Here is a 25,761-nt window from a genome sequence, read left to right on the forward strand (position 1 = left end):
ATGACCCAGAAATGATATTGAGTGCATATTTTATAAGAAAAGCAGCAACATAAAGATGGCAGACGTCATTGGCACCCAGCCTTGAGTGAGATAAAATCCGCCATCTTTATGTTCAATCACCACATTTTTCATACAACATTATAAAAATATGCAACAACAGCAGCTATTCTCATCCCGTTTAAGTGCTTTTCTGGCACGAAAAAACATCTCACTATCAGCGCATACTTATTTGATTCATGCCATGAGCTTTATGGCGTTGGGTTTGTTTTCGTCTCTGCTGATTGGCTCGATTCTTAATACTATTGGCATCAAGTTCGGTATTCCGTTGTTTACGGACACTCTATGGCCGCTGGCAAAACAAATGACAGGGCCGGCCATTGCCGTTGCTGTGGCTTATGCCCTGAAAGCACCGCCGTTGGTTCTGTTCTCTGTCACGACAGTTGGAGCCGCAGGTGCTGCAGTTGGCGGGCCGGTCGGTGCGTTTGTTGCCGCTTTGGTTGCGACGGAAACCGGTAAGCTGGTGGCAGGTGAAACCAAAGTGGATATCCTGGTCACACCGGCCGTGACAGTGATTTGTGGTGTGGCCGTTGGTGCCTGGATAGGCCCTTACATCGGTGCGCTCATGACTTCGTTAGGCGATTTGGTTATGTCAGCCACTCAGTTGCAGCCGCTATTGATGGGCATGGTGGTTGCGGTATTGATGGGGATGGCATTAACACTGCCAATCAGCAGTGCGGCGATTGCGATTATGTTAAGCCTTAACGGACTGGCTGCAGGGGCGGCAACCGTTGGTTGCTGTGCGCAGATGATTGGTTTTGCGGTGATGAGTTTTCGCGAAAACCGTTGGTCGGGTTTGGTCGCGCAGGGACTGGGGACTTCGATGCTGCAAATGCCCAATATCATCCGTAACCCTAAAATCTGGTATCCGACTATTTTGACCTCCGCTATCCTTGGACCCATTTCGACCCTGGTGTTCTCAATGGAAAACACACCGCTCGGGGCGGGGATGGGGACATCCGGTTTGGTCGGACAGATTCAGTCATATATTGCTCTTGAGGCCGCTGGCTGGCAAAGCAGTGATATTTACCTGAGCATTATCTTGCTGCATTTGGTGTTACCTGCCGTGCTGACGTTGTGTTTCTCAGAACTGATGCGCAAGAAAGGGTGGATTAAACCGGGGGATCTGGCGCTGGATGTTTCGGGCACTAAGTAAGCAATTGAACTATTCCCCTGTTTTTTCAGGATGTTTGATATTACTTTGACATTCGTGCTCACCTATACTGGTAACATAGAGAAAATTATTATCTGGTGGTCTTGGTTACCGACAGAGCATGGATAAAAGTATGACATCTTGGAAAGTATCTTTAGTGGCTGGTTTAGTGTTAGGCGGAATCTTAGCCACTGCCGCTTTACAGCGTGAACCGGGTCCGAGTCAGGAAGCTTATGATGAACTGTTGCAGAAAAATGCCCAGTTGGTAAGTGAACAAGAGTCGATGACGGCGCGATTTGAGCAGTTCGAAACGGATAAAGCACTCGAACTTGAAGCGATTAATACCTTGCTGCGACAAAAAGAAGAAGCGCTTGATGCGCAGAAAAGCAAATATGAGCAGGAAATCGCCCAGCTGAAGCAGCAACAGCAAACCATCAAAAAAACGGTGGTGGTAACCAAGAAGAAACTGGAAAATCAGGTTGTTGAACTGGCATCAACGGCTGAAAAACAGAAAAAGGTTTTGGATAACTCTAAAGCGCTTTATCAGCAACAGCTTTTATTGCAAAAGCAGGTTGCTCAGGCGGAAGTGGATGTCAGTACGGCAAAGCGTAAAGCGAAAGAGTTCAAGAAGGCTTGTGATGAATTTAAGTCCGGTACTAGTTGGAACTGGGTATCTCAGGCCGATTGTGACAAATATGAAGCCCGTTTAAAAGCTGTCGATGATGCGCAGGCGCAGCAAACTGCGTTAGAGCAGGAATTGGCAGAGCTTAATCAGAAGATTGATATTGAGATCCCAAAACCTTAATTGCCTTTAACCTCTGCTCACAACGCGCAGGCTGCGAGCCAGTTAATGAAGAACGCCAAAAAGACGAGGAAATCCCTCGTCTTTTTTTGTTAAACCTAAGGTGGCAGCAGAATAGTTTTTACGAGTAACAAGTGACATGTATGTCGACCTGGTCATGAAGTCTATTTGTACCAGAGCCAGAAGCACTGATGAAAGGCAGCACGGAAATGGAATCCTGAACCCCAATTCAAAAGCCAATACCGAAACCAGAAACCAGAAATGAAAAAATTACTCATCGGTTTTAAACAAAGGAACCCGAAAAATGCCGAACGTATTTCATGCCATTCCCGGCGCATTACCCGAAGAATTGATGGAGGATTTGGTTTCGACGTCCCAAGTTAGGATTGAGCGGATTGTTTCGCGTGGCCATACGACACCGACAGATCAATGGTACGATCAGGATGAGCATGAATGGGTTATGGTGGTTAAAGGACAGGCCCGATTGCTGTTTCAAGAAGGGATGAAGGAAATCAGTCTGAATGAAGGGGATTACGTTAATATTCCCGCTCATGTCCGCCATCAGGTTTCATGGACCAAGCCAGATGAAGAGACCATCTGGCTTGCCATTTTTTACCATGATTAATGCACACACTGAGAAGTGACACTGCGTGTTTTAACTGTTGTACTTAAGCCAACAGTTGAGATCTTTCAGGAGCGAAGACAATCTCAAGCTAACGGATAAGACAATGTTTTTGCCAGTGCTTCCGGGTATTCGCGTTCTATAGCCAGCTCAATCGCCTTCGATTCCACTTCATGATGAGAAAGTGACGATGTCACCGGGAAGGCGTTTTTCTGACTCTCTGAACCGGACTTCAGCGTGATTAAACCATCACGTTGTAACTTTTCCAAAATACTGTCAGCGGCGGATAGTGCAGAAGACGCTTTTACAATTTCTGTTCTAGCGTAACGGTGCCCGTCAAAAGAAATATCGGCAGCCCGCAGAGTGGCATCATCACCGGGAATTTGCTGAGCACCGAACAGTGGTTTACCGCCAATCGTCGCGGACTCGTACGCCGGAACAAAACGGGCGATATGACTGATAGCTCGCTGCGAGCGCAGGTGAATATCTTCAGTTTGCCACCCGGTAGTCAGCTTACGGATGAAGCGTTCAGCCAGCTTTGGTTGGGCACTGTCCGGCGTGCTGGCAACCAGCCCTTCACGGAACAAGGTGATGTCTTCTGTCATTCCATGTAACTGGAAAAATCCATCAGGATAAGGAGTGAGCTGCGCCATGCCATCCGGAGTGCCGCGTTCACCATGGAAAATGACCTCCGGCCAAACGCCTTCACATTCCAGCCAACGGGTAACATAGGCGGCTTTGAATTCCACCAATCGCTGACGTTTCAGTTTGGCCAAATCATCAATAACACCGGTCTGGAAACCGCAGGCATTGACCAGATAATCCACTTGCGTGCTGAGACGTTGAGACTGCTGCGAAGCAGAATCGTACTGTTCAAACTCGATGCTCCAACGTAAATTGGCTTCCTGATTCACTTTTACCACGCGGCTACGCGTGTGTACCTGGCAGCTTGGTAACCGATCCAAAGCCAGATTGGCTGTGGCGGCCAGACGGAACACACTCCATCCATATTCCTGTACCAGTACCATCGGGTATTTAAACTTATCCAGTTCCAGATGTTTGGCAACAGGAATCATCCAGTCATCAAGACGTGTTGGCGTAACAGGGTTAGGCTGGCAGCGTAGTTGCTCCATAGCCGCACGATCGTACAGCTTGAAGTAATGTTCGGGATTACCCAGGACACGATTTCCGACATCTTCATTAACCAACTGGCGGTAAGCAGCCTGAAGCTGAGTCAGACGTGGCAGCAGGGCGTCTGGCTGACCGGCATCATGCTGCGGTATAGCGACCACTGTCGGGCGAATATTGGTGGTGTGCGGAAATACTTTAAGTGTCTCGATGGACTGTTTTAGCAGGGTAAGGCACTGCTCGTCAGAAATCTCCCGATAGAGGTTCCCCCCTGCGTGCAAGTGGCAGATTGGCGGCCCATTGACCAGGCTGCTCCCTTCTTCAAACAGTTCTACCTCAATACCTAATTCGGCCAGACGTAGTGCGATGGTTGAACCTGCAATACCACCACCGATGATACCTACCGACAGCGGGCTGTGTTGAGGATCTGCAGCGAAGCCTTGATCTTTCATAAATGAGTAAGCCGTTTTCAAAAATAATCTGTTGAAACTGGGTCGATTCTACTGTGCAGGGGAGTTATTGAAAACCGAAAAACTTTAGGGACATTCGAATTCTGTCTCATGACACTGTCAGAAATTAAAGACAAGGAGTGTTATTGATTAAAAAAGTTCAATATTGTGTCAAATTTATCCTATGTTATTGATGAGGTTTACGTTCACAGTTAGCATGTATTTGCTTTTGGGTGATAGGGTGCACATAGGATGGCTGTAAGCTAAGCCGTAAACTCACCAAAAAACAGCGACCTCTAAAACTGGTGATTTTTTTGGTAAGGAAATTTGTACAAACATCCAGAGTGTTCTACACATAACTTTAGGCAGTGGCATAAACAAAAAAAGGAACAAAACGTATGGCAAAAATCTTAAAATTGCTACCGTTGGCTATTTTGATTTCAGGTACGGTGAGCGCAGCGACAGATAACCCTTGGTATGTCGGTGCTCGAGTTGGTGGGACAACCTTCGATAATCAGGATGGTGTCCTCAGTGGTCAGGATCTTGATAAGAATGACTGGGGTGGCGGTGCATTCCTTGGTTATAACTTCAACAAATGGTTTGGCGTTGAAGTAGGTTATACCTACCTGGGTCAGGCTGATTATCTGAATGACGGCTTTGAAGTTCAGGGTATGGATTTCGTGGGTAAATTCACTTACGAAGTTTCTAAGTCGTTTGATCTTTACCTGAAAGCGGGTGGTTACTGGTTTGATGCTGACAATGGTGTTGTGAACGAAAGTGATACCGGTGTCAGCGGAACAGCGGGTGTTGGTGCGGAATACTTCTTTAACAATGACCTGTCTGCGCGTCTTGAGTACCAGTACTACAACCAAATCGGCGATAAGCCATCTCCTGGTGAAAGTGATGTGCATTTCTACGGTGTGAGCCTGGTTTATCACTGGGGTGCTCCAGCACCTGCGCCTGTTGTTGAACCAGAGCCAATGCCAGAACCTGTACCGCAAGTTGTGCGTGTTGATGCAGTGAGCGCAACTCTGCCGTTTGCGTTTGACAGTAAAGCATTGTCTCCTGACGACATTCAGAAACTTCAGCCAGTGGCTCAGCAACTGGTCGATTACCCTGATACCAAACTTTACGTCGTAGGCCACACAGACAGCCGTGGTTCACTGGAATACAACCAGAAACTGTCTGAAGAGCGTGCGAAAGAAGTAGCCGGTTATGTTGGTCAGCACTTTGGTATCTCTCCTAGCCGTGTTGTTGTGAAAGGCAGCGGTGAACTTGAGCCAGTTGCATCAAACGATACTGATGAAGGCCGTGCACAAAACCGTCGTGTAGAAGTCTATGTTCCTGGCTTCGAAATGACGAAGTAAGCGAGATCTGAAGTCAGCTATATCTACCGCAACTGTTTGTTTAGGTACGATTCTGCTGTAATTGATTTTTTCGATACACGCAGAGCAAATAAAAAATCCAGCCCACATGGGCTGGATTTTTATTTTGGGCTTGGTTCTGCTTGTTGGTTGCTGTGTCTCGATGACTGTCTGTCTTAGTCTGTTGTCCGGTAACAACTACGTTGTAGAAACAACTCAGAAACACAGCGTATCCAATAAAGCCTGTAAAAATTTATGCGGCTTCAGCATCAGCCGCTTGTGACTTTGCCTCGGCAGCCTTACATGCTGCAGCGGTAAAGATCACGTCGGTTGAGCTGTTCAGCGCTGTCTCTGCTGAATCCTGAATCACACCGATAATGAAGCCAACCGCTACAACCTGCATTGCCACTTCGTTTGGAATGCCAAACAGGCTACATGCCAGAGGAATAAGCAGCAGAGAACCGCCCGCAACACCAGATGCACCACATGCAGAAACCGCCGCAACAATACTCAGTAGAATCGCTGTCGCAATATCAACATTGATACCCATTGTGTGTACCGCCGCCAGTGTCAGCACTGTGATAGTGATTGCGGCACCACCCATGTTGATGGTTGCACCCAGTGGGATAGAGACTGAGTAAGTATCTTCGTGCAGATCCAGGTCTTTACACAGCTGCATGTTCACAGGGATGTTAGCTGCTGAACTACGTGTGAAGAATGCGGTAATACCACTTTCGCGGATACAACGCAGTACCAGCGGGTATGGGTTTTCTTTCGTTTTGAAGTACACGATGGCAGGGTTAACGATAAAGGCAATTACAGCCATAGAACCCAGTAGTACACCCAACAGGTGTGCGTAACCAAATAGTGCGTCAAAACCGGTTTCAGCAAAGGTACTCGCAACCAGGCCGAAGATACCGATTGGTGCCAGACGGATCACGAAACGAACGATTAGCGTAATACCGTTGGAGACATCGTGGAAAACCTGCTTAGTCGCATCGCTTGCCTGATGCAGTGCAAAGCCTAGTGCAATCGCCCATGCAAGGATGCCGATAAAGTTACCTGTCATCAGAGCGTTAACTGGATTATCAACGATCTTGAATAGCAGGGTATTAATCACCTCAGTGATCCCTTCAGGCGGGTTAGCACCTGTTGCACTGGTAACCAGAGTCAGAGTGGTTGGGAAAAGGAAACTCATGGCTACTGCTGTCACCGCTGCCATGAATGTACCGAACAGATACAGCACAACAATTGGTTTCATGTTGGTGTGAGCGCCTTTCTTCTGGTTGGCAATGGATGATGCGACCAGAATAAAGACCAGAATCGGAGCAACTGCTTTTAGCGCGCTGACAAACAGACCGCCAAGGAAACCAACCTTGAGAGCAGATTCCGGAGAGAATAGAGCAATAACAATACCGGCGATAATACCGAAGAGTATTTGTACCACGAGGCTGCCATTGGCGACCCGTGCCAGAAAGGGTTGTGATTGATTCATATTACATCCTGCTTATTTTTTACTTATATGTGGAAGCATTTAATATTGCTTCCGCCGCATTTTGTAACAGGAATTGTGGCATATTTCTATAGCCAATCAAAGAAACTTTTACTTTACTCAATATTAACATTTGTTTCCCCTTTATTGGCAAAGTGCTGCCGTATCAGGGGCGGCGATGGTGGTTTTCTTAACAATTTGGGGTTTTAAGGGGCGATAATGTTAAAAAAGCCCACATTACGTGGGCTTTTCGATACGATTGTCATTAACACATCCGACGATTACGGCACAATTGGTGCAAGGTGAGAGCGACTTTTTGCCTCTTCTTCACTCGGGGTTGCCCGTAAATTATTCAGTATTGTTAGTAATTTTTCTGTGTTCACCTGTGAGCTTTCAGGGGATTCACGGGCAAAACGTTGTGCCATGATGTTCGCAACCAAGGCAGAAAGTTCCTCTCGTTGCGGGTGCGTCGGGTTGTATTTTGTCCATTGCTGGAAAAAGGTTTGCAACTGGATGGCATCATTACGTTTGACTGCCGCCATCATCCCATCCACGGAGTCCGCATAAGTGGTTAAACCTGCGCGCATCTCCGGCTGCTTCATCAGTGTACGCAGTTGACGTTGGGCATTTAGCCACAATTTAACCGTGCACAGCCACAATGTGGCGAATCCCAGAGCTACCCAAGGCCACCAATCCGATTGGGTTGTGGAACCGAATTCCGCGGTGGTATTTGCAGATGCGTCAGACGGAGAAGTAACCATCGAGGTGTCTGCTGGGTTAGTTGGTTGGCCGCTTGTTTGAGTGCCTGTTTGCGTAACCGTCTGGCTCATTGCGCCGGACAGGTTAACCGGGCTGGAACCTTCACCTGGCACTACGTGTAGTGTCAGACCATCGATACGGCTGGTTTGCTGCTTACCTTCAACAGTGTTCCACCAGTTAATGGCGAGTGATGGCAGTGTGAGCTCACCAGACTCCCGAGGAATGATGACTTGCTTCAGCGTCATGGTGGTGTAGTTTGCATCGGTGCCATAAACCGGTTTTTCGTCATACACCCGAACTGAGCCAGGATACTGAAGGTTCAGGTTCGGCAGTCGACTTTGTTCGGCATTTTTGATCCGAAGGGTAATCGTGCGAGTCAGAGGCTCGCCGACTTTTACGGTCGCTGACTCCGGCTGCCAGTTTTGCTCAAGTTGCAGGTCTTCCGTCGGTAGCCATAGCCCCTGATAATCTGAAGGCTTATCTTTTACCGCAATAGAAAAATCTTCCCCTTGTTTCTCGACCGGCACACGCAAGGTAGAGCCAAATCCACGACTGCCTTTAATAATGCTGCCTTTGAATGCGGCACCGCGCAGCAGGATATTGCCGGGCTTATTCGCCGTGATTTGGTAATTACGGGTGATAATCAGGTAGCGGCGCCCATTCAGCACGGTTTCTACCTGGTGGTCATCACCGATTTGGCGTACATCCAAGCCATCCCCCGAGGGCGCAATCAAGCTAGCCTGACTCATTTGCTCCCCGATACGAATCCGTACGGTGTAGCGAATGGTTTCGCCAAGATAGAGGGCCTCTTTATCGACATTCGCACTGATGTGAATATCTGGTTGTGCAGAAGCCGCGTTGCCGTCACTGGCCGACTTCATCGAGGTGATTGTTATTGGCTCCGTTCGGCTGGAACCGATTTTGAAGCTCGGAATGGTAAACGTTCCGACTGCTTTGGTTGCAATGGCCACTTTCCATTCTGTCTGGCGGGTTACTACGCCATTGACGAAGCTGGTTCCGCTACTGATGGACGGCGTGCCGTAATTGAAATCATCGTCCAGCACCGACAGATCGAGTGCATTGGTGTTCACGTTGTCATCAATGCTGATCTGCAGCTGAAATACCTCATTGACCCCGACAACATTTTTCGACACGGTTGCAGTCGCTAGGGCGGCATAGGAAAAAGAAGAAAACATCGCCAACAGACTGAAAGCGAGTCCGAGCATCACCTTGAAGGGGGTGCGCGAAGCGTTGCTGTTTAGTCCTGGTCGCAGCATATTAAACCTGTTCATCTTTGGGTTACCATGAATTTTCTGACGCATTAGGTGCTTGCTTTTGTCTGGCTTGCAGAATTAATTGGGCACGGATCAAACCACTGGTGTCATCCTGAACCTGTTCAAGTTTTTTCAGTACGGGATCGCTGGCTGAAATAGAGCTGTTACTGCCTGTTTCCGCAGCGGAGGTGGCAACGGATGGTGGTGCATCTGAATCTTGTTCCTTGCCATTGTCAGCGGATTGCTCATCGGCTGAAACGGCTTGTTGGCTGTCAGGCTGTGTCTCCGTTGGTTGCTGCTCTGATTGCTGGACGGTTTGTTGGGCAGTTTGCAAATCACTCTGTTGATCTGCCTCTTGTTCAGATCCCGCATGCGAAGCCGAGCGAGAGTCATCCGGTTTAGCATCAGCCGTACTTCCGGAAGTAGCGTTTGTATTCTGACCCGCATTGCCAGCATCACTTTGTTGATTTTCAGCATCACTCTGTGATTCTGATTGCCGATCATCACTTTGTTGCGGCTGAGCCTGATTTGGCTGGCCTGGCTGCTGTCCGGATTGTTCCCCTGACTGTTGATCAGGGTGTTGCCCCGACTGTCCATCCTGTCCCGCATTTTGCCCCGGATCTTGTTCTGATGATTGTTGCGACGACTGCTCTTGTGAGGAGTCTGCGTTTTGCTGCTCAGACTGCGGGTCATTGGAATTAGCTGGATTGTCTTGCTGTTTGCGCTGATTTCCACTCTTATCTTGTTGCTGATCGGAAGGTTGTTTATTCGTGCTATTTGCCTGATCTTGTGGTGATTCAGGCTGATTTGCTTTCAGTTGTCTGGCAATCTCGAGGTTGTGTCTGGCGTCCTGATTATCCGGATTATGTTCAAGCAGTCGCTCATAGATTGAAATGGCGTCGTCATACTGGCCGATTTGCACATAAGCATTGCCGAGATTGTATTGCGAGGCGTCATTCTCAAGTGGCTTCAGTGTTTCAATCGCTTTGTCGTATTCGCCGGCTTTGTAATAGGCTGCACCTTTCCACGCTGCAGACGAGAATACTTTGGCCGATTCAGCGTACTGTTCGTCCTCAAACAGCTGATAAGCACGTTGGTCACGGTTTTTGAAAGCGAAACCTGTATCTGCGGCATAACTTTGATCCACAGGAATGAAAATCAGACAGGCTGCCAGCAACACACCCCGGCGAAAACCCAGCAAAGCAATGACAATGACCGGAATCAGCAGCCAGAAGCCATTATTCAAGCGTTCTTCCAGTTCCTGTTTGTCTTTGTCCTGAACCGTACTTTGAGGTGGCTTAGCTGTCGCTGCGATTAACGCGTTGACATCACTATTCGTTGGCTTTGCTAACTGCAGTACGCCCCCAGTTTCTTTTGTCAGTGGGAGTAGGGTACTGAGATCAACGCGTGATATGACCGTGCGACCTGAATTATCAGTTTGCAGACGACCATCCGGTAAGGCAATCGGGGCTCCTTGTGTGGTACCCATAGCCAGAACCGAAACCCGATATTCAGTGTTGGCAAGTAATGCCAGGCTGTCGTCAGACTCTTTGTCACTCAGGCCGTCAGTGATCAGGATAATGTCCCCCTGAATATGGCCTGCCTGTTTGAGCAAAGTGATAGCTTCCTGGATCCCGGCGGCCGCATTACTGCCCTGTATAGGCAGGATCTCAGGCGACAGATGAGGAATCAGGGTAGACAGGGTCTGACTGTCTTTGGTTAACGGGCTGACGGTGTAGCCGTCGGCAGCGTAAGTCACCAGTCCTGTACTGCCTTCTTTCCAGCCGGGTAGCAGATCTAACGCTTTAAAGCGTGCCTGAGTCAGACGATTCGGGGTAATGTCTGTGGCGTACATAGATCGGGACATGTCCATCACCAGCACGCGGGCTCCCGACAGGCTGTAAGCGGGTAGGGTGGTTTTTTGCCAGCTTGGGCCTGCCAGTGCTGTCACACTCAACAGCCAGAAGAACGGCAACCAGGTAAGCAGCCCTTGTACAGGTTGACGCTCATTCAGCCCGAGTCGGGCAGCAAGGTGAGGGGCAATCAGCCCCTGCTGAGTTTTTTGGCGGATTAGCCAGGGCAAGATAACGCCCAGTGGAATCAATGCCAGAAACCACATCGGATAAAGAAAAGTCAGACTAGCCATTTCGTTTTCTCATAACCACAATCACAACAGACAACAACAGCGCAGCGGCCAGCGGGAAACGAAACAGTTCCTGACGTGGACGCCAGGTTTGCTGTGCCTGATTGACCGGCTCAAGCTGGTCGATCATCTGATAAATGTTTTCCAGCTCCTGCGGATTACGCGCGCGGAAGTATTGTCCGCCTGTCATTTCAGCGATTTGTGTTAAGGTTTTTTCGTCCAGATCCTGTGAAGGATTGACCGTACGGCTGATGAAGAATGAACGCTGTTCCATCTCCTCAGCACCTACGCCGACGGTGTAAATCGTGACATTACTCCGGGCTGCCAGCTCTGCGGCTTCGATCGGATCTATCACACCGGCAGTGTTGGCACCATCACTTAACAGAATAATGACCCGCTGCGGCGCATCACCGTCAATGAAGGTACGGGTTGCAACGCCCAGCCCTTCGCCGATCGCGGTGCTCTGGCCAATCAAACCCAGAACGGTACGATCGAGCTGTTGCTGAACGGTATGGCGGTCAAAGGTGAGCGGTGTTTGCAGGTAAGCATGATTGGCAAACAGCACCAGACCAAGGCGATCGCCTTTACGTTTACCAATGAAATCATGCAGTACCGATTTTACTGCGGTCAGTCGATCAATTGCCTCACCTTGCGGTGTGATCATGTCTTCCATTGACATGGAACCAGAAAGGTCGACAGCCAGCAGCATATCCCGGTGATCCGGATTGATTTCAATCGGATCGCCATACCAGACTGGCCTTGCCATGGCGAGAAGCAGGAAAATCCAGCCAATCGACATTAGCACCGCCAGCCAGCGGCTGCGTTGTTGCTTCTGGCCTAATCCGTCTGGCAACTTTGGCAGCGGGATCGCTGAAGGAGGCGGAGTGGATGGCATCAGCCGATAAACCAGATAAGGCAGAGGCAGAAGGATCAGCGCCCATAGCCAGAGAAACTCAAACATGGCCGGACTCCTTGCTCGTTGCCTGCAGTTTCTCTGACGGGACAGTTTTTGACGGCAGAGGAGTTGGCAATGCGTTGTCTATGTGCGCGCTGTCTGCAGATGTATATGCAGACGGGACGGTGTGTTGCGTCATCGTGCCTGAAGTGAACTCCGCTTTCTGAATCCACCGCCTGGCCTGCTGATAACATTTTTTGAATGTTTGATCATCCAGTGGCTCTGGCGAGAACAAACCCTGCTGCCAGACCGATGCAAGTTCAGTAAACCCGCGGTGTTTCTCCGGCAGGCAGCTATCAAGAAATGTCAGCCATGCGCTTCCGGTCAGGCCCGCGACGTCTGCGCGGGGCAGGTAGCTCATGGCCATCTGGCGCAACAAGAGATTCAGTTGGTTGAAGTGCTCAGCAGATCGGAGTGACCTTAGCTGATGTAAGGCTTCCTGACGCGCCTGATTGGCCCTTTTATATCGTCGCAGGGTAATCAGCAGCCAGGCAGCCACAAGGCCAAACAGTGCTAATAGCATCCACCATCCCCATGCCAGCGGCCAGTAACCTGGCTCAGCAGGAAGATGGAGACCTGCCAGAGAAATCGCTGGTGTACTCCCAGATGTGGCAGGTGCCGATACATCCGGTAATGTTGCGGCAGGCGCTGCAGTTAATGGCACCTGTGCTAAAGCCGTGTTTGTAAAAAATGTCGTTGCCAATACTGTCATTGGCATCGCACTTCGCCAGACTTTCGCACTGGAAATAGCACGAAGTGTATGTTGGCTTGGGGATTTATGAAGCCGTTGCATGTTTGTCAGAAACGTATTGAACAGGGAATTGCCTCTGAGTCTCATGATGCACTCCCGTTAAATCCAGATTCGGCGTTGCGTCCGTTTTGTGCCATGCCAAGCTGCATCATCAGTGGGATGGCAGCTGACAATGGATGAAGAGGAATCGCTAGGCTTTTACACAAGCTGTGTAAAAATGCCTGGAGTTGCTGATACTGCTCATTCAGTCCTTGCCGGGTCTTCTGGGAAGAAAAATCCAGCCACGCGGTCTTTTCCTGATCGGCGACATAGGCGGTACCGGAGAAGGCCGTTTGTCCGGATTCCAGCGGATCAAACAGTTGCACGAACTGAATCCGATTGTGTTGCCTTAGTTGGCTCAGGCGGCGTTTGTCTGTTATTTCCAGCTGATAAAAATCGCTGAGAATGACGATTTCACTGCCTTTAGGGCAAAGATGATGTAAATGTTTGAGTGCATCAGCAAAGGGCAGGCGCGTTTGCGGCTGAGTCGCTGAATGGCTGAGCATCAGGTGTTGCCGATGTGCATCGATCAAGGCGTTGATGACACGCAATGGCCCCTGTTGACGGGCAGTAGGTTTGCACTCAATTAGAGTCGAACCGGTGTAAATCATGGCACCGATGCGATCTTGTTCACTGACGGCCAGCCAGCTGAGCAGGCTGGCAAAATGGGCTGCCTGCACGGATTTGAGCATCAGCTGCGAGCCAAATTGCATACTGGCGCTCATATCCACTAACAGCATGACCGGTTGCTCACGTTCTTCGGTAAACAGCTTAGTGTGCGTTTTGCCGGTACGAGCGGTTACCCGCCAGTCAATTGCCCGGATGTCATCACCGGGCTGATACGGACGGACTTCAGAAAAATTCATCCCCCGGCCTTTACGGCGACTTTGATGGTGACCGTTGAGTTGTGACCAGACGCTTTGCGAAGGTGGCAGCCAGCGCACAGTTTGGTTTTTGTAATGCAGCAACTCAGCCAGACACAAATTGACGCCGTCACTGTGTGGGGGCAGTGCTGGGGTCACGGAATCTGTCATGCGCAAGCTACCTGAGTGATCAACTGTTCCACGATGGTGTCTGGTGAAATCGCTTCGGCTTGCGCTTCATAGCTTAGTAACAGGCGGTGGCGCAGAACCGGATAGGCCATTTGCTGAACGTCTTCTGGCGTAACAAAGTCACGCCCGCTCAGCCAAGCATGAGCACGGGCGCAGCGATCTAATGCCAGGGTGGCACGCGGGCTGACGCCCATCTGCAGCCAAGCGGCAAGCTGGTCGCTGTAACGGTGCGGCTGACGTGTTGCCATTACCAGGCGAATGATGTATTGCTCGACATCTTCGGCCATATGGATATTGAGCACAGCTTTGCGTGCCGCAAAGATTTCTTCCTGGGTCAGATGTACCGGTTCTGACGCTTCAATGCCAAGTGCCTCACCGCGGTTCAGCCTCAGAATCGCCAGCTCGCTGCTGTCATCCGGGTAGTTCACATTTAGCTGCAGCAGAAAACGGTCAAGCTGCGCTTCAGGCAGCGGGTAGGTACCTTCCTGCTCAATCGGGTTTTGCGTTGCCATAACCAGAAACAGTTCCGGCAGCGGATAGGTTTTACGTCCGGCAGTGATTTGTTTTTCAGCCATGGCTTCAAGCATCGCCGCCTGTACTTTCGCAGGTGCACGGTTAATCTCATCTGCCAGCAGTAAGGCATTGAAAATAGGGCCGGGCTGGAACGTAAACTCCCCGGTTTCAGGGCGGTAAATATCGGTTCCCGTCAAATCAGCCGGCAGCAAATCGGGGGTAAACTGAATGCGGTGGAAACTGCCTTCAATGCAGTCTGAAAGCACTTTGACGGCGCGGGTTTTGGCCAGTCCCGGAGGGCCTTCAACCAGTATATGACCATCTGCCAGCAGGGCAATCATCAGTTGTTTAACGAGGTCAGGCTGACCAATCACCTGGCTGTTCAGGTAAGTTTGAAGGCGCTGGAAAGTAGAAGTCAACATAGTGGGTTTGTGTCCTATTAATACTTCAGTCGACAAAGACATATGGACTTTCAGACTCAATTTAAAGAGGAAAGTTCATCAAAATTATGTTGCTGAACAGGGACAATCTGGATGAGATAAGTTTGCTGTGGCACGCCACTTACTACTAACTATAGTGAACAGCAAAATATTGAGGGAAATGGGTGACACCGCTCATCTGACTGAAATCATCTTTTCAGCTGCGGGCCACTGGCGCAATAGCATCCGAGCCTTTTTATGGCATGTCATTATAGGCTGGTGCAACGCCAAGGTGCAGAGTATGAATAATCTGACATAAATTAGTGCATATGTGCCTGCTTTTATGCACTAAAAAAGTGCTAGCAAGTCAGGAATGCCCGGATTTATCGAATGTAATTGAATGGTTTCTGGCGTGGTTAAAAAGGAAGCTTTAATAACTTGATGATTTTTATTGAAAATAAAATTTAGCTGATAAAGATAACAACATTGGCATGATGGCTGCTTTGTGAAGATAAGTTATTCACAAGGAGTATAAATATGTCAGCGAAGACTACCCATCCCGCACTGATTGGCGCAGTGGCATCCCTGTTTTTCTCCAGCCAACTATTGGCCGCTGAAGAGACTATCAAAGTCGGCGTTCTGCATTCCCTGTCCGGCACGATGGCCATCAGTGAAACGACCCTCAAAGATACGATTTTAATGCTGGTGAACGAGCAGAACGCCAAAGGCGGTTTGCTGGGGAAAAAGCTGGAAGCCGTGGTGGTGGATCCGGCATCAAACTGGCCGCTGTTCGCAGAAAAAGCCCGGGAACTGTTGGAAAAAGAAAAAGTGGATGTGGTGTTCGGTGGCTGGACGTCGGTATCCCGAAAATCAATGTTGCCGGTTTTTGAAGAACTGAACGGCTTATTGTTTTATCCGGTGCAGTATGAAGGCGAAGAATCCTCAAAGAATGTCTTTTACACCGGCGCCGCGCCAAACCAACAGGCGATTCCTGCCGTGGACTACATGATGAACGAGTTGGGAGTCAAACGCTGGGTATTGGCGGGGACTGACTATGTCTATCCACGCACAACGAACAAGATTCTTGAAGCCTATCTGAGTGCCAAAGGGGTAGATAAAGCCGACATCATGGTCAGCTATACCCCGTTTGGCCATTCTGACTGGCAATCTATTGTGTCAGATATCAAAAAATTCGGCAGCACCGGCAAGAAAACCGCGGTGATCTCTACGGTGAATGGGGATGCCAATGTGCCTTTCTATAAGGAATTGGGAGCGCAAGGGGTTTCCGCTGAAGAGATTCCTGTCGTTGCGTTTTCAGTCGGCGAAGAAGAGCTGTCCGGCATGGATACCTCACCGTTGGTTGGTCACCTGGCGGCATGGAATTACTTCATGAGTGTGGATACTGATGCCAACGCTGATTTCATTGAAAAATGGCAGAAGTTTATCAAAGACGATAAGCGGGTGGCGAATGACCCGATGGAAGCCAGTTACATCGGCTTCAATATGTGGGCTCAGGCGGTACAAAAAGCCGGAACAACGGAACCGGATGCCATTCAGGACGCCATTATCGGGATTACCGTGCCGAACCTGACGGGGGGATACGCCACTATGATGCCGAACCACCATATCACTAAGCCAGTGTTACTTGGGGAAATCCAGGAGGATGGCCAATTTGAAGTGGTGTGGGAAACAACCGGCGTGGTGGCGGGGGATGCGTGGTCTAACTACCTGCCGGGCTCTAAAGACCTCTACGCCAGTTGGCAAAAGCCTTTCTCGTGCGGCAGTTTCAATGTGGTGACCGGGAAATGTGCCGGTGTTAAGTGATGGTGCTAAGTGATGGCATAAGGTGGCAGTGTCACCTTATGCCTGAGTTACCGAGTCATGCTGAGGTTCTGAGTAGCGCTTGGCTGCGCATGGACTAGCGCTTGGATAAAAGGAGCGGTGTCTGTCTGCCCAGAGGCAGGCACCGTTTCAGACCGAACGGTGACATTCTTCAGTGCTTCGCTCAGGTCTTGTACCACCTTCATGGAAGAAGATTATGAAAATATATTGGTGGGGATGGCCATCCAGCCATGCTCCGAAACGCTTTCTGGCCACTTCTGTGACCTTTCTGTTGATGATGTTCGCCTTGTTTATCGGCAGTACCGTCGCGAATGCCCAAGTGAATACGTTTGAAGACGCCGCTGAGCGGTTCAGCCAACGTCAGTTTGCGCCTAAGCAGGAAGCGGTAAACTGGCTGGTTTCAAATCAGCACCCATTCGCAAGGGACATTCTGTCCGGTCTGATGGATGGGCGTCTGTATTATCAGCCATCAACGCGGCAGCTCTATCTGATTGAGTCACTCAGTCGCGGTGCGACGGCAATGGAATTCCCTTCCCTGACTCCGACGGAGATTGTTCAGACCCGCGATTTTCGAAAAGTTCGGGTCAACAATGCGCTTAGGGTAACGATCCGCCAGGGTATAGCCCAGTTGGATCTTACATCGACATCGGAAACGCGTCGGCTGGCGGCGGCAAAGAGCTTGCTGGGAGAAACATCACCGACGGTGCTGATGCTGGTGGAGCAGGCCTATCAGACAGAAACCTCAGAGCCGGTCAAAGATATCCTTGCGTTGGTTCTGGCAATCGCGAATATCCAATCCGGGGAGGCGAATCTCCGACAATCAGCCATAACCGTGTTGTCGGACTCACTTGAACCGGCGGCATATCAGGCCTTGCTGAAGGCCAGAGAGACGGAACTGCAAAAAGCCGTTGAGGATCAGACCGCGTTGCCGACCTTGAATCGGGCAATTGATGCCTATCAGCAAAGCCAGCGTGTGTATGAAATGGCTGAAACCCTTTTTTTTGGCCTCAGCCTGGGATCTGTGCTGGTGTTGGCCGGTATTGGCCTTGCTATCACTTTCGGGGTGATGGGGGTGATCAATATGGCGCATGGCGAACTGATCATGATTGGTGCCTATACCACGTACGTGATCCAGCAATTGCTGCCTGATCATATCGGGTTGTCATTATGGCTGGCGATCCCGGCTGCGTTTGTGGTCTCTGGTGCAGTGGGGATTGCAATTGAGCGTGGTGTGATCCGTTTTTTATATGGACGCCCGCTTGAAACCCTGCTGGCCACCTTTGGTATCAGCCTCGTGTTGCAACAGGCTGTCCGCAGTGTGTTTTCTCCTCTGAACCGCTCTGTCAGTACACCGGACTGGATGAGCGGAATGTTGGAAATTAACCCGTTACTTGCCCTGACGTACAACCGACTGTACATCATCCTGTTCTGCCTGATGGTGTTTGGGGCACTGGTTGTTCTTTTGAAAAAGACCCCGCTGGGTTTGCAGGTCCGTGCTGTTTCGCAAAACCGTGCCATGGCAAGAGCGATGGGGGTACGTTCGGAATGGGTCGATGCCATGACCTTTGGCTTAGGGTCAGGCGTCGCCGGGATAGCAGGGGTTGCACTTTCTCAGCTCAGTAATGTTGGCCCGAATATGGGGCAGAGCTACATCATTGACTCTTTTATGGTGGTGGTGTTTGGCGGTGTCGGGAACTTGTGGGGAACACTGGTTGCCGGGTTAAGCCTGGGGATTTTCAATAAAGTACTGGAGCCTTGGGCTGGCGCTGTTCTGGCGAAAATTCTGGTGCTGATTTTTATTATTCTGTTTATCCAGAAGCGGCCTCGCGGGTTGTTCCCGCAACGTGGTCGTGCGGTGGAGGGCTAACCGTATGCTGGTTTCAATACTTAAATCTGATCGAGGCGGGCAGGTACTGCTTGGCGTGCTGGTGGCGCTGGCTGTTGTGGTTCCAGCACTCAACCTGCTACTGGCACCGGATCATCCGCTGCATGTTGATACGTACACGATCACCCTGATGGGCAAATACCTGAGTTACGCCTTACTGGCGCTGGCGGTGGATCTGGTATGGGGGTATCTCGGTATTCTGAGTCTGGGGCATGGCGCATTTTTTGCTCTTGGCGGTTATGCCATGGGGATGTACCTGATGCGTCAGATTGGCGACCGAGGCGTGTATGGCCATCCGGAATTACCTGATTTCATGGTGTTTCTTAACTGGGACGCGCTGCCGTGGTTCTGGCAGGGGGTTGATATGTTCTGGTTTGCCTGTCTGATGGTCGTGCTGGTGCCTGGTCTTCTGGCGTGGGGATTTGGTTATCTGGCATTTAGGTCCCGGGTTTCAGGTGTCTATCTGTCGATCATGACACAGGCACTGACTTTCGCCCTGATGCTGGCGTTTTTCCGTAACGAAATGGGGTTTGGCGGTAACAATGGTCTGACAGATTTCAAAGACATTCTTGGTTTCAGCCTGCAGGCGACAGAAACTCGCCTGGCACTATTTATTGCGACGATTTTAGCCTTGATTTCAGGTTATTTGGTTTGCAGAGCCGTGATTGCCAGCCGTGTCGGGAAGGTGGCCATTGCTGTCAGGGATGCTGAATCGCGGGCCCGTTTCATCGGCTATCAGGTTGACCACTATAAGTTATGTCTGTTTGTGCTGTCGGCGGTCATCGCCGGTGTGGCGGGCGCTTTGTATGTTCCTCAGGTCGGTATCATCAATCCTGGCGAATTTGCCCCCCTGAACTCTATTGAAGTGGTGGTGTGGGTTGCTCTGGGCGGAAGGGCGACTCTGTACGGTGCGGTGATCGGGGCGGTGCTGATTAATTACCTCAAAAGCTGGTTCACCATTGAGTTTCCTGAAATCTGGCTGTTTGTACTGGGGGGCATGTTCGTTCTGGCAACCCTGTTTCTGCCCAAAGGCATGACCGGTTTGCTGACGTCATGTTTCGCCTGGCTTCAGTCTATTCGCTGCCGGGTGATGGAAAAAACGTTTCCCAGTAGCCGCCAGACTGAGCTTGCAAAGAGGCCGCTGACTGGCCAGCAAGAAGAAAAGGAGGCGTTGCTATGACTGTACATTTATCTGTTACCGGGAACACGCCAAAGGTATCACACCAAGTCGCATCCTATTCGGATCCCCTCGGACTGACTGATGCAGTAACTGAAATCGGTCATGAAACCACTTCTCTCGGGGGCAGCCCTGAGCGTCAGGGAGGCATGACTGAAAACCGCACTGGGTGGAGCGGAAAAATGCGGGATCTGGTGCGTCGTGATCAGGTGTTTGAATTTCTGATGCCTAATCAACATCCGCTTATTGATACCCGCCATAACATGCTTCTGTATCTCGAAGGGGTGTCGAAATCCTTTGACGGATTTCAGGCTATCCGGGATCTCAATCTTTACATTCGTGAAGGGGAATTGCGCTGCATTATCGGACCGAATGGTGCAGGAAAAACCACCATGATGGACATCATCACCGGTAAAACCCGGCCGGACAGCGGTGCGGTGTGGCTGGGCAGCAATATTAATCTGCTGCAGATGGATGAAGCACAAATTGCCAATGCCGGTATTGGCCGTAAGTTTCAGAAACCCACCGTGTTTGAGTGCCTGTCCGTATTTTACAACCTGGAACTGGCGATGGCCGGTGCCAGAGGAGTCTTTGCTGTTCTTCGGGCGCGTCTGAGCGGTGAACAGCGGGATCGGATTGCACAAGTGCTGGAATTGATCGGGCTGGCAGAACAAGCCGGTAAGTTAGCTGGCAGTTTGTCCCATGGCCAGAAGCAGTGGCTGGAAATCGGCATGTTGCTGATGCAAAAACCGAAATTACTGTTGGTTGATGAACCAGTTGCGGGAATGACCCATCAGGAAATGGATAAAACAGCAGAATTGCTGCGCTCGCTGGCAGGAGAACACGCCGTCGTGGTGGTCGAGCATGATATGGACTTTGTCCGTTCGATTGCAACAACGGTGACCGTGCTTCATCAGGGGCATGTCCTTGCAGAAGGTAACATGGCCGATATTCAGGCTAACCCGAAAGTCAAAGAAGTGTATCTCGGAGAATGAACATGCTCGCAATCAATGGACTGAATCACTTTTACGGCGAAAGCCACACCCTCTGGGATATTGACCTGACGCTGACTGCGGGGAAATGCACGGTTTTGATGGGGCGTAACGGAGTCGGAAAAAGCACCTTACTGCAATGCATCATGGGGCTTGAGCCTGTGAAAAGTGGCTCGTTGCGGATCGGAGATAAAGAGATGAGTTGTTTGTCGGCAGAAAGTCGCCCCCGTCACGGTATTGGTTATGTCCCTCAGGGGCGTCAGATATTTCCGCTTTTAACAGTGGAAGAGAACCTGCAGATCGGCCTGCCCGTCAGACCGCGGGGTGACAGGCGGATTCCAGATCTCATTTACGCGCTGTTTCCGGTGCTGAAAGACATGCGCCATCGTCGAGGCGGCGACCTTTCGGGCGGCCAACAGCAGCAGTTGGCGATTGGCCGTGCGCTGGTCGTGAATCCGTCACTGCTGATACTGGATGAACCGACGGAAGGGATTCAGCCCAACATTGTGCAGGAAATCGGCGACATCATTCGACGGCTGAATCAGGAACTGGGGCTGACGGTACTGCTGGTGGAGCAGAAACTGCCGTTTGCCCGAAAAGTCGGTGACCATTTCTGCCTGATGGATCGAGGCAGGATGGTGGCTGACGGACGAATGCCTGACTTAAGTGAGGCACTGATCCAGGAGTATCTGACAGTATGAGTACGCAACAGGCACTGTCCAATCTCAATTTAACAGCCCGTATCATTGCGGATAAAGTCAACCAGGAAACGCCTTTGGACGGGAACCCTGACGCGAGTCAGATCCGTTTAACTCAGCGTTTTCCTGCTATTTCAACTAAACCCACGCCGGATAGTCTTGCTGAACAGTCAGGCTGGAAAGCGGAGATCCAGCTGGGCTTCTCTCCGGCTCGTACCATGGCTGCTGAGACGCCCAAAACGGTCGTGCATCATCGCCGACAGTCTGGCCCACTGGCAATCCAACGGCCGCTATACCCTGAAGGATCACCTTGTCATGTCTATCTGCTGCACCCGCCGGGTGGTGTGGTCGGCGGCGATCAGCTTCGGATTCAGGCGCAGTCAGACAGTAGAGCGCACGCGCTGGTTACCACACCCGGGGCGACCAAATTTTACCGCTCGGCTGGTGCGTATGCGTATCAGCGTCAGGAACTCAGGGTTGAAACGGGTGGGATTCTCGAGTGGTTCCCGCAGGAGAACATTTATTTCCCTCAGGCAAAAGTTCGACTGGATACCGAGATCACGATCGCTGAAGGCGGACGTTTTGTGGGTTGGGAATTGCACTGCTTTGGACGGCCTGCACTAAAAGAGGGCTTCGATTCTGGCAATGTCGTGGGCTGTACCCGTTTAACAGTGAATCAGCGTCTGGTGTTAGCGGAACAAATTAACGTTCAGGGCGGCGACATGCACCAGCATCATGCGGGGTTGCGGGGTTATGCCATGATGGGAAGCCTGTTTGTGGTGCATGCTGATGAGCAACTACTCAAAGTGGTACAGACCTTGCTTAATGAACATTCGGATTATTTGAATAAAAACAACATGGTGGCAGCAGTAACCGCCTTGTCTGGTGATATCCGAAGCTCCAGATCTGATGACCAATCCGTGCTGGTGGTTAGGGCCATGGGGCAGAGCAGCGAGTCAATGACACGACTGTTCACCCGTATCTGGCTACAGGTCAGAACCCATTGGCTCGGGGAGTCACCGGCGATCCCCAGAATCTGGGCGACCTGAGCTATCAACAATACGTGACAAACTGACTATATAAATCATAGGGCTATAGATGGAACTGACCCCAAGAGAAAAGGATAAGTTGCTGCTTTTTACAGCAGCACTGTTGGCCGAAAGGCGCAAAGAAAAAGGCTTAAAGCTCAATTACCCGGAGTCTGTCGCGTTGATCAGTGCGGCGATCCTTGAAGGTGCACGCGAAGGAAAAAGTGTCGCGGAACTGATGGATCACGGACGCACGATCCTGACTGTCGAGGATGTCATGGAAGGGGTGCCTTCAATGATCCATGACGTTCAGGTTGAAGCAACGTTTCCAGACGGAACCAAGCTGGTGACCGTGCACGATCCGATTGTGTAGGGGGCTGCTATGTCTACTCTGCCCGAAGATAAAGCTGGGATCCTATCTGGTGCTTTGATCCCTGGCGAACTGCAAGTGGCTCAAGGTGACATTGAGCTGAATATTGGATTGCCCACTTTGACGATTGCCGTTGCCAATGTCGGCGACAGACCCATTCAGATCGGTTCTCACTATCACTTTTATGAAGTTAATGACGCATTGAGGTTTGAACGGGAACCTACCCTGGGCTTCAGGCTGAACATCGCTGCCGGAACAGCAATGCGTTTTGAACCGGGACAAACCCGCACCGTTGAACTGGTCAGCTATTCGGGGAAGCGGGTAGTTTATGGCTTTCAGGGCAAGGTGATGGGACCGGTTTCTGCAAAACGGTCGTGTTAGAACGCTGAACTAAACATAAAGCAACTATTGATTTGAAAATTAAAGAAGAACACTGCATGGGCGCCGTGTTTTTGTACACGCCATGCTGCTGAGGAACAGCGGAAAAGAACAATGCAATCGGAGTGCTGAATGGCAAAAATATCAAGGCAAGCTTATGGGGAAATGTTTGGCCCGACGGTCGGCGATCGATTACGGCTTGCTGACACCGAGCTTTGGCTAGAAGTCGAAAAAGACTTCACCAGCTACGGCGATGAAGTGAAGTTTGGCGGCGGAAAAGTGATCCGTGATGGGATGGGACAAAGTCAGGCCCTGTGTGCAGAGGTGCCGGATCTGGTGATCACCAATGCCGTCATCCTTGATCATTGGGGCATCGTGAAAGCCGATGTTGCGGTGAAAAATGGCCGTATCGCGGGAATCGGAAAGGCCGGGAATCCTGATGTGCAGCGAGGGGTAGACATAGTGATCGGGCCGGGGACGGAGATTCTGGCCGGTGAGGGCTCTATTCTGACCGCCGGTGGTATTGACTCACACATCCACTACATATGCCCGCAGCAAATTGAAGAAGCGCTGTGCTCAGGGGTCACCACCATGATCGGCGGTGGGACGGGGCCAGCCACAGGCACGAATGCCACGACTTGTACCCCCGGCCCCTGGAATATCCACCGGATGCTTGAAGCGCTTGACGGTTTTCCGATGAATTTCGGGCTGTTGGGCAAAGGCAACGCCAGTTTACCGGAACCGCTCAGAGAGCAGGTAGCCGCCGGAGCGATTGGCCTGAAACTGCATGAAGATTGGGGAACCACACCCGCGTCGATTGATAACTGCATGAGTGTCGCCGAGGAAACGGACATTCAGGTTGCCATTCATACGGACACTCTGAATGAATCGGGTTTTGTTGAATCAACACTGGCGGCTATCGGCGACCGGGTCATTCATACCTACCATACCGAAGGAGCCGGTGGTGGGCATGCGCCGGATATTATCCGCGCCTGTGGCGAATCCAATGTGCTGCCGTCATCGACTAATCCGACCCGCCCTTATACGGTCAACACCGTGGATGAGCATCTGGATATGCTAATGGTATGCCACCATCTTTCTCCGTCAATTGCGGAAGATGTCGCCTTTGCGGAATCCCGTATACGCCGTGAAACCATTGCCGCAGAAGATATTTTGCATGATCTTGGTGCATTTTCGATGATCGCATCGGATTCTCAGGCAATGGGGCGAGTGGGGGAAGTGATCACCCGTACCTGGCAGACGGCGCATAAGATGAAAGTTCAGCGTGGGAGCTTGCCGGAAGATTCTGCCTACAGTGATAACTTCCGCCTTAAACGCTACATCGCCAAGTACACGATCAACCCTGCCATTACACATGGGATCGGCCATGAGGTCGGCTCTGTGGAAGTGGGAAAACTGGCCGATATGGTGCTGTGGAAACCGGCTTTTTTCGGCGTTAAACCCAGTGTCATTCTGAAAGGCGGCATGATTGCAGCTGCACCAATGGGGGATCCCAACGCGTCTATTCCGACGCCACAGCCCGTACATTATCGGCCGATGTTCGGCAGTTTTGGCCGTGCAGCGGCGAATACCTCCATGCTCTTTTTGTCCCGTCAGGCTGTGGATGACGGCATACCCGCGGAACTCGGTCTGCAGAGTCTGATTGGTACCGCGAAAAATTGTCGGACGGTCCGCAAGGCCGATATGGTGCACAACAGTTGGCAGCCACAGATTGAAGTGGACTCACAAACTTACCAGGTTCGCGCCAATGGTGAACTACTGGTTTGCGAGCCTGCGGCGGTATTGCCAATGGCTCAGCGGTATTTTTTATTTTAAGGGGATGCCATGTTGGTTTTAACGAAACATATTCAGGCAGCTGATGCCTCAGAGGTGGCGGACGTAGAGTCTCTGCACCCATTAAGTCTCTCTATTGATGATCGGGTTAAAAGCCGATTCCTGACGCAGCTGGCAAACGGAACGGAAGTGCGCTTGTTTCTGCCAAGAGGCCGGATTCTGCGACACGGTGACGTGCTTGAAAGCGAGTTTGGCGAGCGGGTGAGAGTAGAAGCGGCTGCAGAGCCTGTATCGACGGTTTACTGTCAGGATCTGCATTTGCTGGCCCGAGTGGCCTATCACCTGGGAAACCGCCACGTTCCGCTGCAAATCAGTCCGGAGTGGGTGCGCTATCAGACCGATCATGTGCTTGATGCCATGGTGGAAGGTCTTGGTGCAAAGGTGACTGCTGAGTGTGCCCCTTTTGAACCGGAAGACGGGGCGTATGGCGGGGCTCTTGGCGGTCACCATGGTAGTAGCCGTAACCACCAGCGTCATCAAGAAAATAGCGACAATAGCAATCACGGAACTAACCGCGAAAGTGTCCACGAAAGCTGCCAGAACAGCCACCATCACTAAATTGGTA

The 25,761-nt window shown here is 50.8% G+C and carries 21 protein-coding genes and 1 pseudogene; 14 read left to right on the top strand and 8 right to left on the bottom strand.

Going from position 1 to position 25,761, the window contains the following annotated elements:
* Window positions 1-250 precede the first annotated feature (250 nt).
* The 3 genes from PGW97_RS19340 to PGW97_RS19350 all read left to right on the top strand — a co-directional run bounded on the left by PGW97_RS19340 (window position 251) and on the right by PGW97_RS19350 (window position 2,637).
* Entirely contained in the window at window positions 251-1,213 is a 963-nt protein-coding gene (locus PGW97_RS19340; protein WP_248827369.1) for a PTS transporter subunit IIC, read from the top strand.
* A 130-nt stretch (window positions 1,214-1,343) separates the two neighbouring features.
* Complete coding sequence (locus PGW97_RS19345) at window positions 1,344-2,015, top strand: chromosome segregation ATPase (RefSeq protein WP_242551964.1); 672 nt, start codon at window positions 1,344-1,346, stop codon at window positions 2,013-2,015.
* A gap of 301 nt (window positions 2,016-2,316) precedes the next feature.
* Window positions 2,317-2,637, top strand: a complete 321-nt coding sequence (locus PGW97_RS19350; protein ID WP_047884456.1) for a cupin domain-containing protein — start codon at window positions 2,317-2,319, stop codon at window positions 2,635-2,637.
* A gap of 83 nt (window positions 2,638-2,720) precedes the next feature.
* On the opposite strand, the gene PGW97_RS19355 is transcribed toward PGW97_RS19350, so the two are convergent.
* A complete protein-coding gene (locus tag PGW97_RS19355) occupies window positions 2,721-4,214 on the bottom strand; it encodes an FAD-dependent oxidoreductase (RefSeq protein WP_273860478.1) in 1,494 nt (497 codons plus the stop codon).
* Between the two features lie 395 nt (window positions 4,215-4,609).
* On the opposite strand from PGW97_RS19355, the gene PGW97_RS19360 reads away from it, so the two are divergent.
* Window positions 4,610-5,578 carry an outer membrane beta-barrel protein gene (locus PGW97_RS19360; protein ID WP_047884454.1) on the top strand — a complete coding sequence of 323 codons (969 nt, stop codon included), beginning with the start codon at window positions 4,610-4,612 and terminating at the stop codon, window positions 5,576-5,578.
* Between the two features lie 250 nt (window positions 5,579-5,828).
* Here the strand turns inward: PGW97_RS19360 and sstT are convergent, their stop codons facing one another.
* The 7 genes from sstT to PGW97_RS19395 form a co-directional block, all read right to left on the bottom strand.
* Complete coding sequence (gene sstT / locus PGW97_RS19365; protein ID WP_273860479.1) at window positions 5,829-7,070, bottom strand: serine/threonine transporter SstT; 1,242 nt, start codon at window positions 7,068-7,070, stop codon at window positions 5,829-5,831.
* Window positions 7,071-7,348: 278 nt separating this feature from the next.
* Complete coding sequence (locus tag PGW97_RS19370) at window positions 7,349-9,118, bottom strand: BatD family protein (RefSeq protein ID WP_273860480.1); 1,770 nt, start codon at window positions 9,116-9,118, stop codon at window positions 7,349-7,351.
* 7 nt (window positions 9,119-9,125) lie between these two features.
* Window positions 9,126-11,246: a VWA domain-containing protein gene (locus tag PGW97_RS19375; protein ID WP_273860481.1), complete on the bottom strand. Its 2,121-nt coding sequence runs from the start codon at window positions 11,244-11,246 to the stop codon at window positions 9,126-9,128.
* Entirely contained in the window at window positions 11,239-12,204 is a 966-nt protein-coding gene (locus PGW97_RS19380) for a vWA domain-containing protein (protein ID WP_047884451.1), read from the bottom strand. The genes PGW97_RS19375 and PGW97_RS19380 overlap by 8 nt, the downstream gene beginning before the upstream one ends.
* Window positions 12,197-13,036, bottom strand: coding sequence for a DUF4381 domain-containing protein (locus PGW97_RS19385; RefSeq protein WP_273860482.1), 840 nt, complete (start codon window positions 13,034-13,036; stop codon window positions 12,197-12,199). Before PGW97_RS19385 ends, PGW97_RS19380 begins: the two co-directional genes overlap by 8 nt.
* Window positions 13,033-14,022: a DUF58 domain-containing protein gene (locus tag PGW97_RS19390; protein WP_273860483.1), complete on the bottom strand. Its 990-nt coding sequence runs from the start codon at window positions 14,020-14,022 to the stop codon at window positions 13,033-13,035. The genes PGW97_RS19385 and PGW97_RS19390 overlap by 4 nt, the downstream gene beginning before the upstream one ends.
* On the bottom strand, window positions 14,019-14,975 hold the full coding sequence (locus tag PGW97_RS19395; protein WP_047884449.1) for an AAA family ATPase: 957 nt from the start codon (window positions 14,973-14,975) through the stop codon (window positions 14,019-14,021). The genes PGW97_RS19390 and PGW97_RS19395 overlap by 4 nt, the downstream gene beginning before the upstream one ends.
* A 534-nt stretch (window positions 14,976-15,509) precedes the next feature.
* Between PGW97_RS19395 and urtA the strand changes: the two genes are divergently transcribed.
* The 10 genes and pseudogenes from urtA to ureE form a co-directional block, all read left to right on the top strand.
* Window positions 15,510-16,796: an urea ABC transporter substrate-binding protein gene (urtA, locus tag PGW97_RS19400; RefSeq protein ID WP_047884448.1), complete on the top strand. Its 1,287-nt coding sequence runs from the start codon at window positions 15,510-15,512 to the stop codon at window positions 16,794-16,796.
* Window positions 16,797-17,010: 214 nt separating this feature from the next.
* A complete protein-coding gene (urtB, locus tag PGW97_RS19405; protein ID WP_443147134.1) occupies window positions 17,011-18,681 on the top strand; it encodes an urea ABC transporter permease subunit UrtB in 1,671 nt (556 codons plus the stop codon).
* Window positions 18,682-18,685: 4 nt separating this feature from the next.
* The gene (gene urtC, locus PGW97_RS19410) at window positions 18,686-19,879 is read left to right on the top strand and encodes an urea ABC transporter permease subunit UrtC (RefSeq protein WP_273860484.1); all 1,194 of its coding nucleotides are present in this window, start codon (window positions 18,686-18,688) and stop codon (window positions 19,877-19,879) included.
* Window positions 19,880-20,025: 146 nt separating this feature from the next.
* Window positions 20,026-20,871 (top strand): urea ABC transporter ATP-binding protein UrtD, encoded by an 846-nt coding sequence (urtD, locus tag PGW97_RS19415; protein ID WP_443147139.1) that lies wholly within the window; start codon window positions 20,026-20,028, stop codon window positions 20,869-20,871.
* A 2-nt stretch (window positions 20,872-20,873) separates the two neighbouring features.
* The gene (urtE, locus tag PGW97_RS19420) at window positions 20,874-21,569 is read left to right on the top strand and encodes an urea ABC transporter ATP-binding subunit UrtE (RefSeq protein ID WP_273860485.1); all 696 of its coding nucleotides are present in this window, start codon (window positions 20,874-20,876) and stop codon (window positions 21,567-21,569) included.
* A complete protein-coding gene (locus PGW97_RS19425) occupies window positions 21,566-22,615 on the top strand; it encodes an urease accessory protein UreD (protein WP_273860486.1) in 1,050 nt (349 codons plus the stop codon). The genes urtE and PGW97_RS19425 overlap by 4 nt, the downstream gene beginning before the upstream one ends.
* Before the next feature lie 49 nt (window positions 22,616-22,664).
* Window positions 22,665-22,967: an urease subunit gamma gene (ureA, locus tag PGW97_RS19430; protein ID WP_047884446.1), complete on the top strand. Its 303-nt coding sequence runs from the start codon at window positions 22,665-22,667 to the stop codon at window positions 22,965-22,967.
* 9 nt (window positions 22,968-22,976) lie between these two features.
* Complete coding sequence (locus PGW97_RS19435; protein ID WP_207104081.1) at window positions 22,977-23,345, top strand: urease subunit beta; 369 nt, start codon at window positions 22,977-22,979, stop codon at window positions 23,343-23,345.
* Window positions 23,346-23,474: 129 nt separating this feature from the next.
* Window positions 23,475-25,178: an urease subunit alpha gene (gene ureC / locus PGW97_RS19440; RefSeq protein ID WP_217392943.1), complete on the top strand. Its 1,704-nt coding sequence runs from the start codon at window positions 23,475-23,477 to the stop codon at window positions 25,176-25,178.
* 9 nt (window positions 25,179-25,187) lie between these two features.
* Window positions 25,188-25,646, top strand: a pseudogene (ureE, locus tag PGW97_RS19445) (urease accessory protein UreE); the annotation flags it as partial.
* Window positions 25,647-25,761: the final 115 nt, after the last annotated feature.

The organism is Photobacterium sp. GSS17, from assembly GCF_028621875.1.
Classification (GTDB): Bacteria; Pseudomonadota; Gammaproteobacteria; order Enterobacterales; family Vibrionaceae; genus Photobacterium; species Photobacterium ganghwense.

What these genes read in the sequence shown, in the direction of transcription:
- PGW97_RS19340 (WP_248827369.1), top strand. Translation starts at nt 251, where the DNA reads ATGGCGTTGGGTTTGTTTTCGTCTCTGCTGATTGGCTCGATTCTTAAT.
- PGW97_RS19345 (WP_242551964.1), top strand. Translation starts at nt 1,344, where the DNA reads ATGACATCTTGGAAAGTATCTTTAGTGGCTGGTTTAGTGTTAGGCGGA.
- PGW97_RS19350 (WP_047884456.1), top strand. Translation starts at nt 2,317, where the DNA reads ATGCCGAACGTATTTCATGCCATTCCCGGCGCATTACCCGAAGAATTG.
- PGW97_RS19355 (WP_273860478.1), bottom strand. Translation starts at nt 4,214, where the DNA reads ATGAAAGATCAAGGCTTCGCTGCAGATCCTCAACACAGCCCGCTGTCG.
- PGW97_RS19360 (WP_047884454.1), top strand. Translation starts at nt 4,610, where the DNA reads ATGGCAAAAATCTTAAAATTGCTACCGTTGGCTATTTTGATTTCAGGT.
- sstT (WP_273860479.1), bottom strand. Translation starts at nt 7,070, where the DNA reads ATGAATCAATCACAACCCTTTCTGGCACGGGTCGCCAATGGCAGCCTC.
- PGW97_RS19370 (WP_273860480.1), bottom strand. Translation starts at nt 9,118, where the DNA reads ATGAACAGGTTTAATATGCTGCGACCAGGACTAAACAGCAACGCTTCG.
- PGW97_RS19375 (WP_273860481.1), bottom strand. Translation starts at nt 11,246, where the DNA reads ATGGCTAGTCTGACTTTTCTTTATCCGATGTGGTTTCTGGCATTGATT.
- PGW97_RS19380 (WP_047884451.1), bottom strand. Translation starts at nt 12,204, where the DNA reads ATGTTTGAGTTTCTCTGGCTATGGGCGCTGATCCTTCTGCCTCTGCCT.
- PGW97_RS19385 (WP_273860482.1), bottom strand. Translation starts at nt 13,036, where the DNA reads ATGAGACTCAGAGGCAATTCCCTGTTCAATACGTTTCTGACAAACATG.
- PGW97_RS19390 (WP_273860483.1), bottom strand. Translation starts at nt 14,022, where the DNA reads ATGACAGATTCCGTGACCCCAGCACTGCCCCCACACAGTGACGGCGTC.
- PGW97_RS19395 (WP_047884449.1), bottom strand. Translation starts at nt 14,975, where the DNA reads ATGTTGACTTCTACTTTCCAGCGCCTTCAAACTTACCTGAACAGCCAG.
- urtA (WP_047884448.1), top strand. Translation starts at nt 15,510, where the DNA reads ATGTCAGCGAAGACTACCCATCCCGCACTGATTGGCGCAGTGGCATCC.
- urtB (WP_443147134.1), top strand. Translation starts at nt 17,011, where the DNA reads ATGAAAATATATTGGTGGGGATGGCCATCCAGCCATGCTCCGAAACGC.
- urtC (WP_273860484.1), top strand. Translation starts at nt 18,686, where the DNA reads ATGCTGGTTTCAATACTTAAATCTGATCGAGGCGGGCAGGTACTGCTT.
- urtD (WP_443147139.1), top strand. Translation starts at nt 20,026, where the DNA reads ATGACTGAAAACCGCACTGGGTGGAGCGGAAAAATGCGGGATCTGGTG.
- urtE (WP_273860485.1), top strand. Translation starts at nt 20,874, where the DNA reads ATGCTCGCAATCAATGGACTGAATCACTTTTACGGCGAAAGCCACACC.
- PGW97_RS19425 (WP_273860486.1), top strand. Translation starts at nt 21,566, where the DNA reads ATGAGTACGCAACAGGCACTGTCCAATCTCAATTTAACAGCCCGTATC.
- ureA (WP_047884446.1), top strand. Translation starts at nt 22,665, where the DNA reads ATGGAACTGACCCCAAGAGAAAAGGATAAGTTGCTGCTTTTTACAGCA.
- PGW97_RS19435 (WP_207104081.1), top strand. Translation starts at nt 22,977, where the DNA reads ATGTCTACTCTGCCCGAAGATAAAGCTGGGATCCTATCTGGTGCTTTG.
- ureC (WP_217392943.1), top strand. Translation starts at nt 23,475, where the DNA reads ATGGCAAAAATATCAAGGCAAGCTTATGGGGAAATGTTTGGCCCGACG.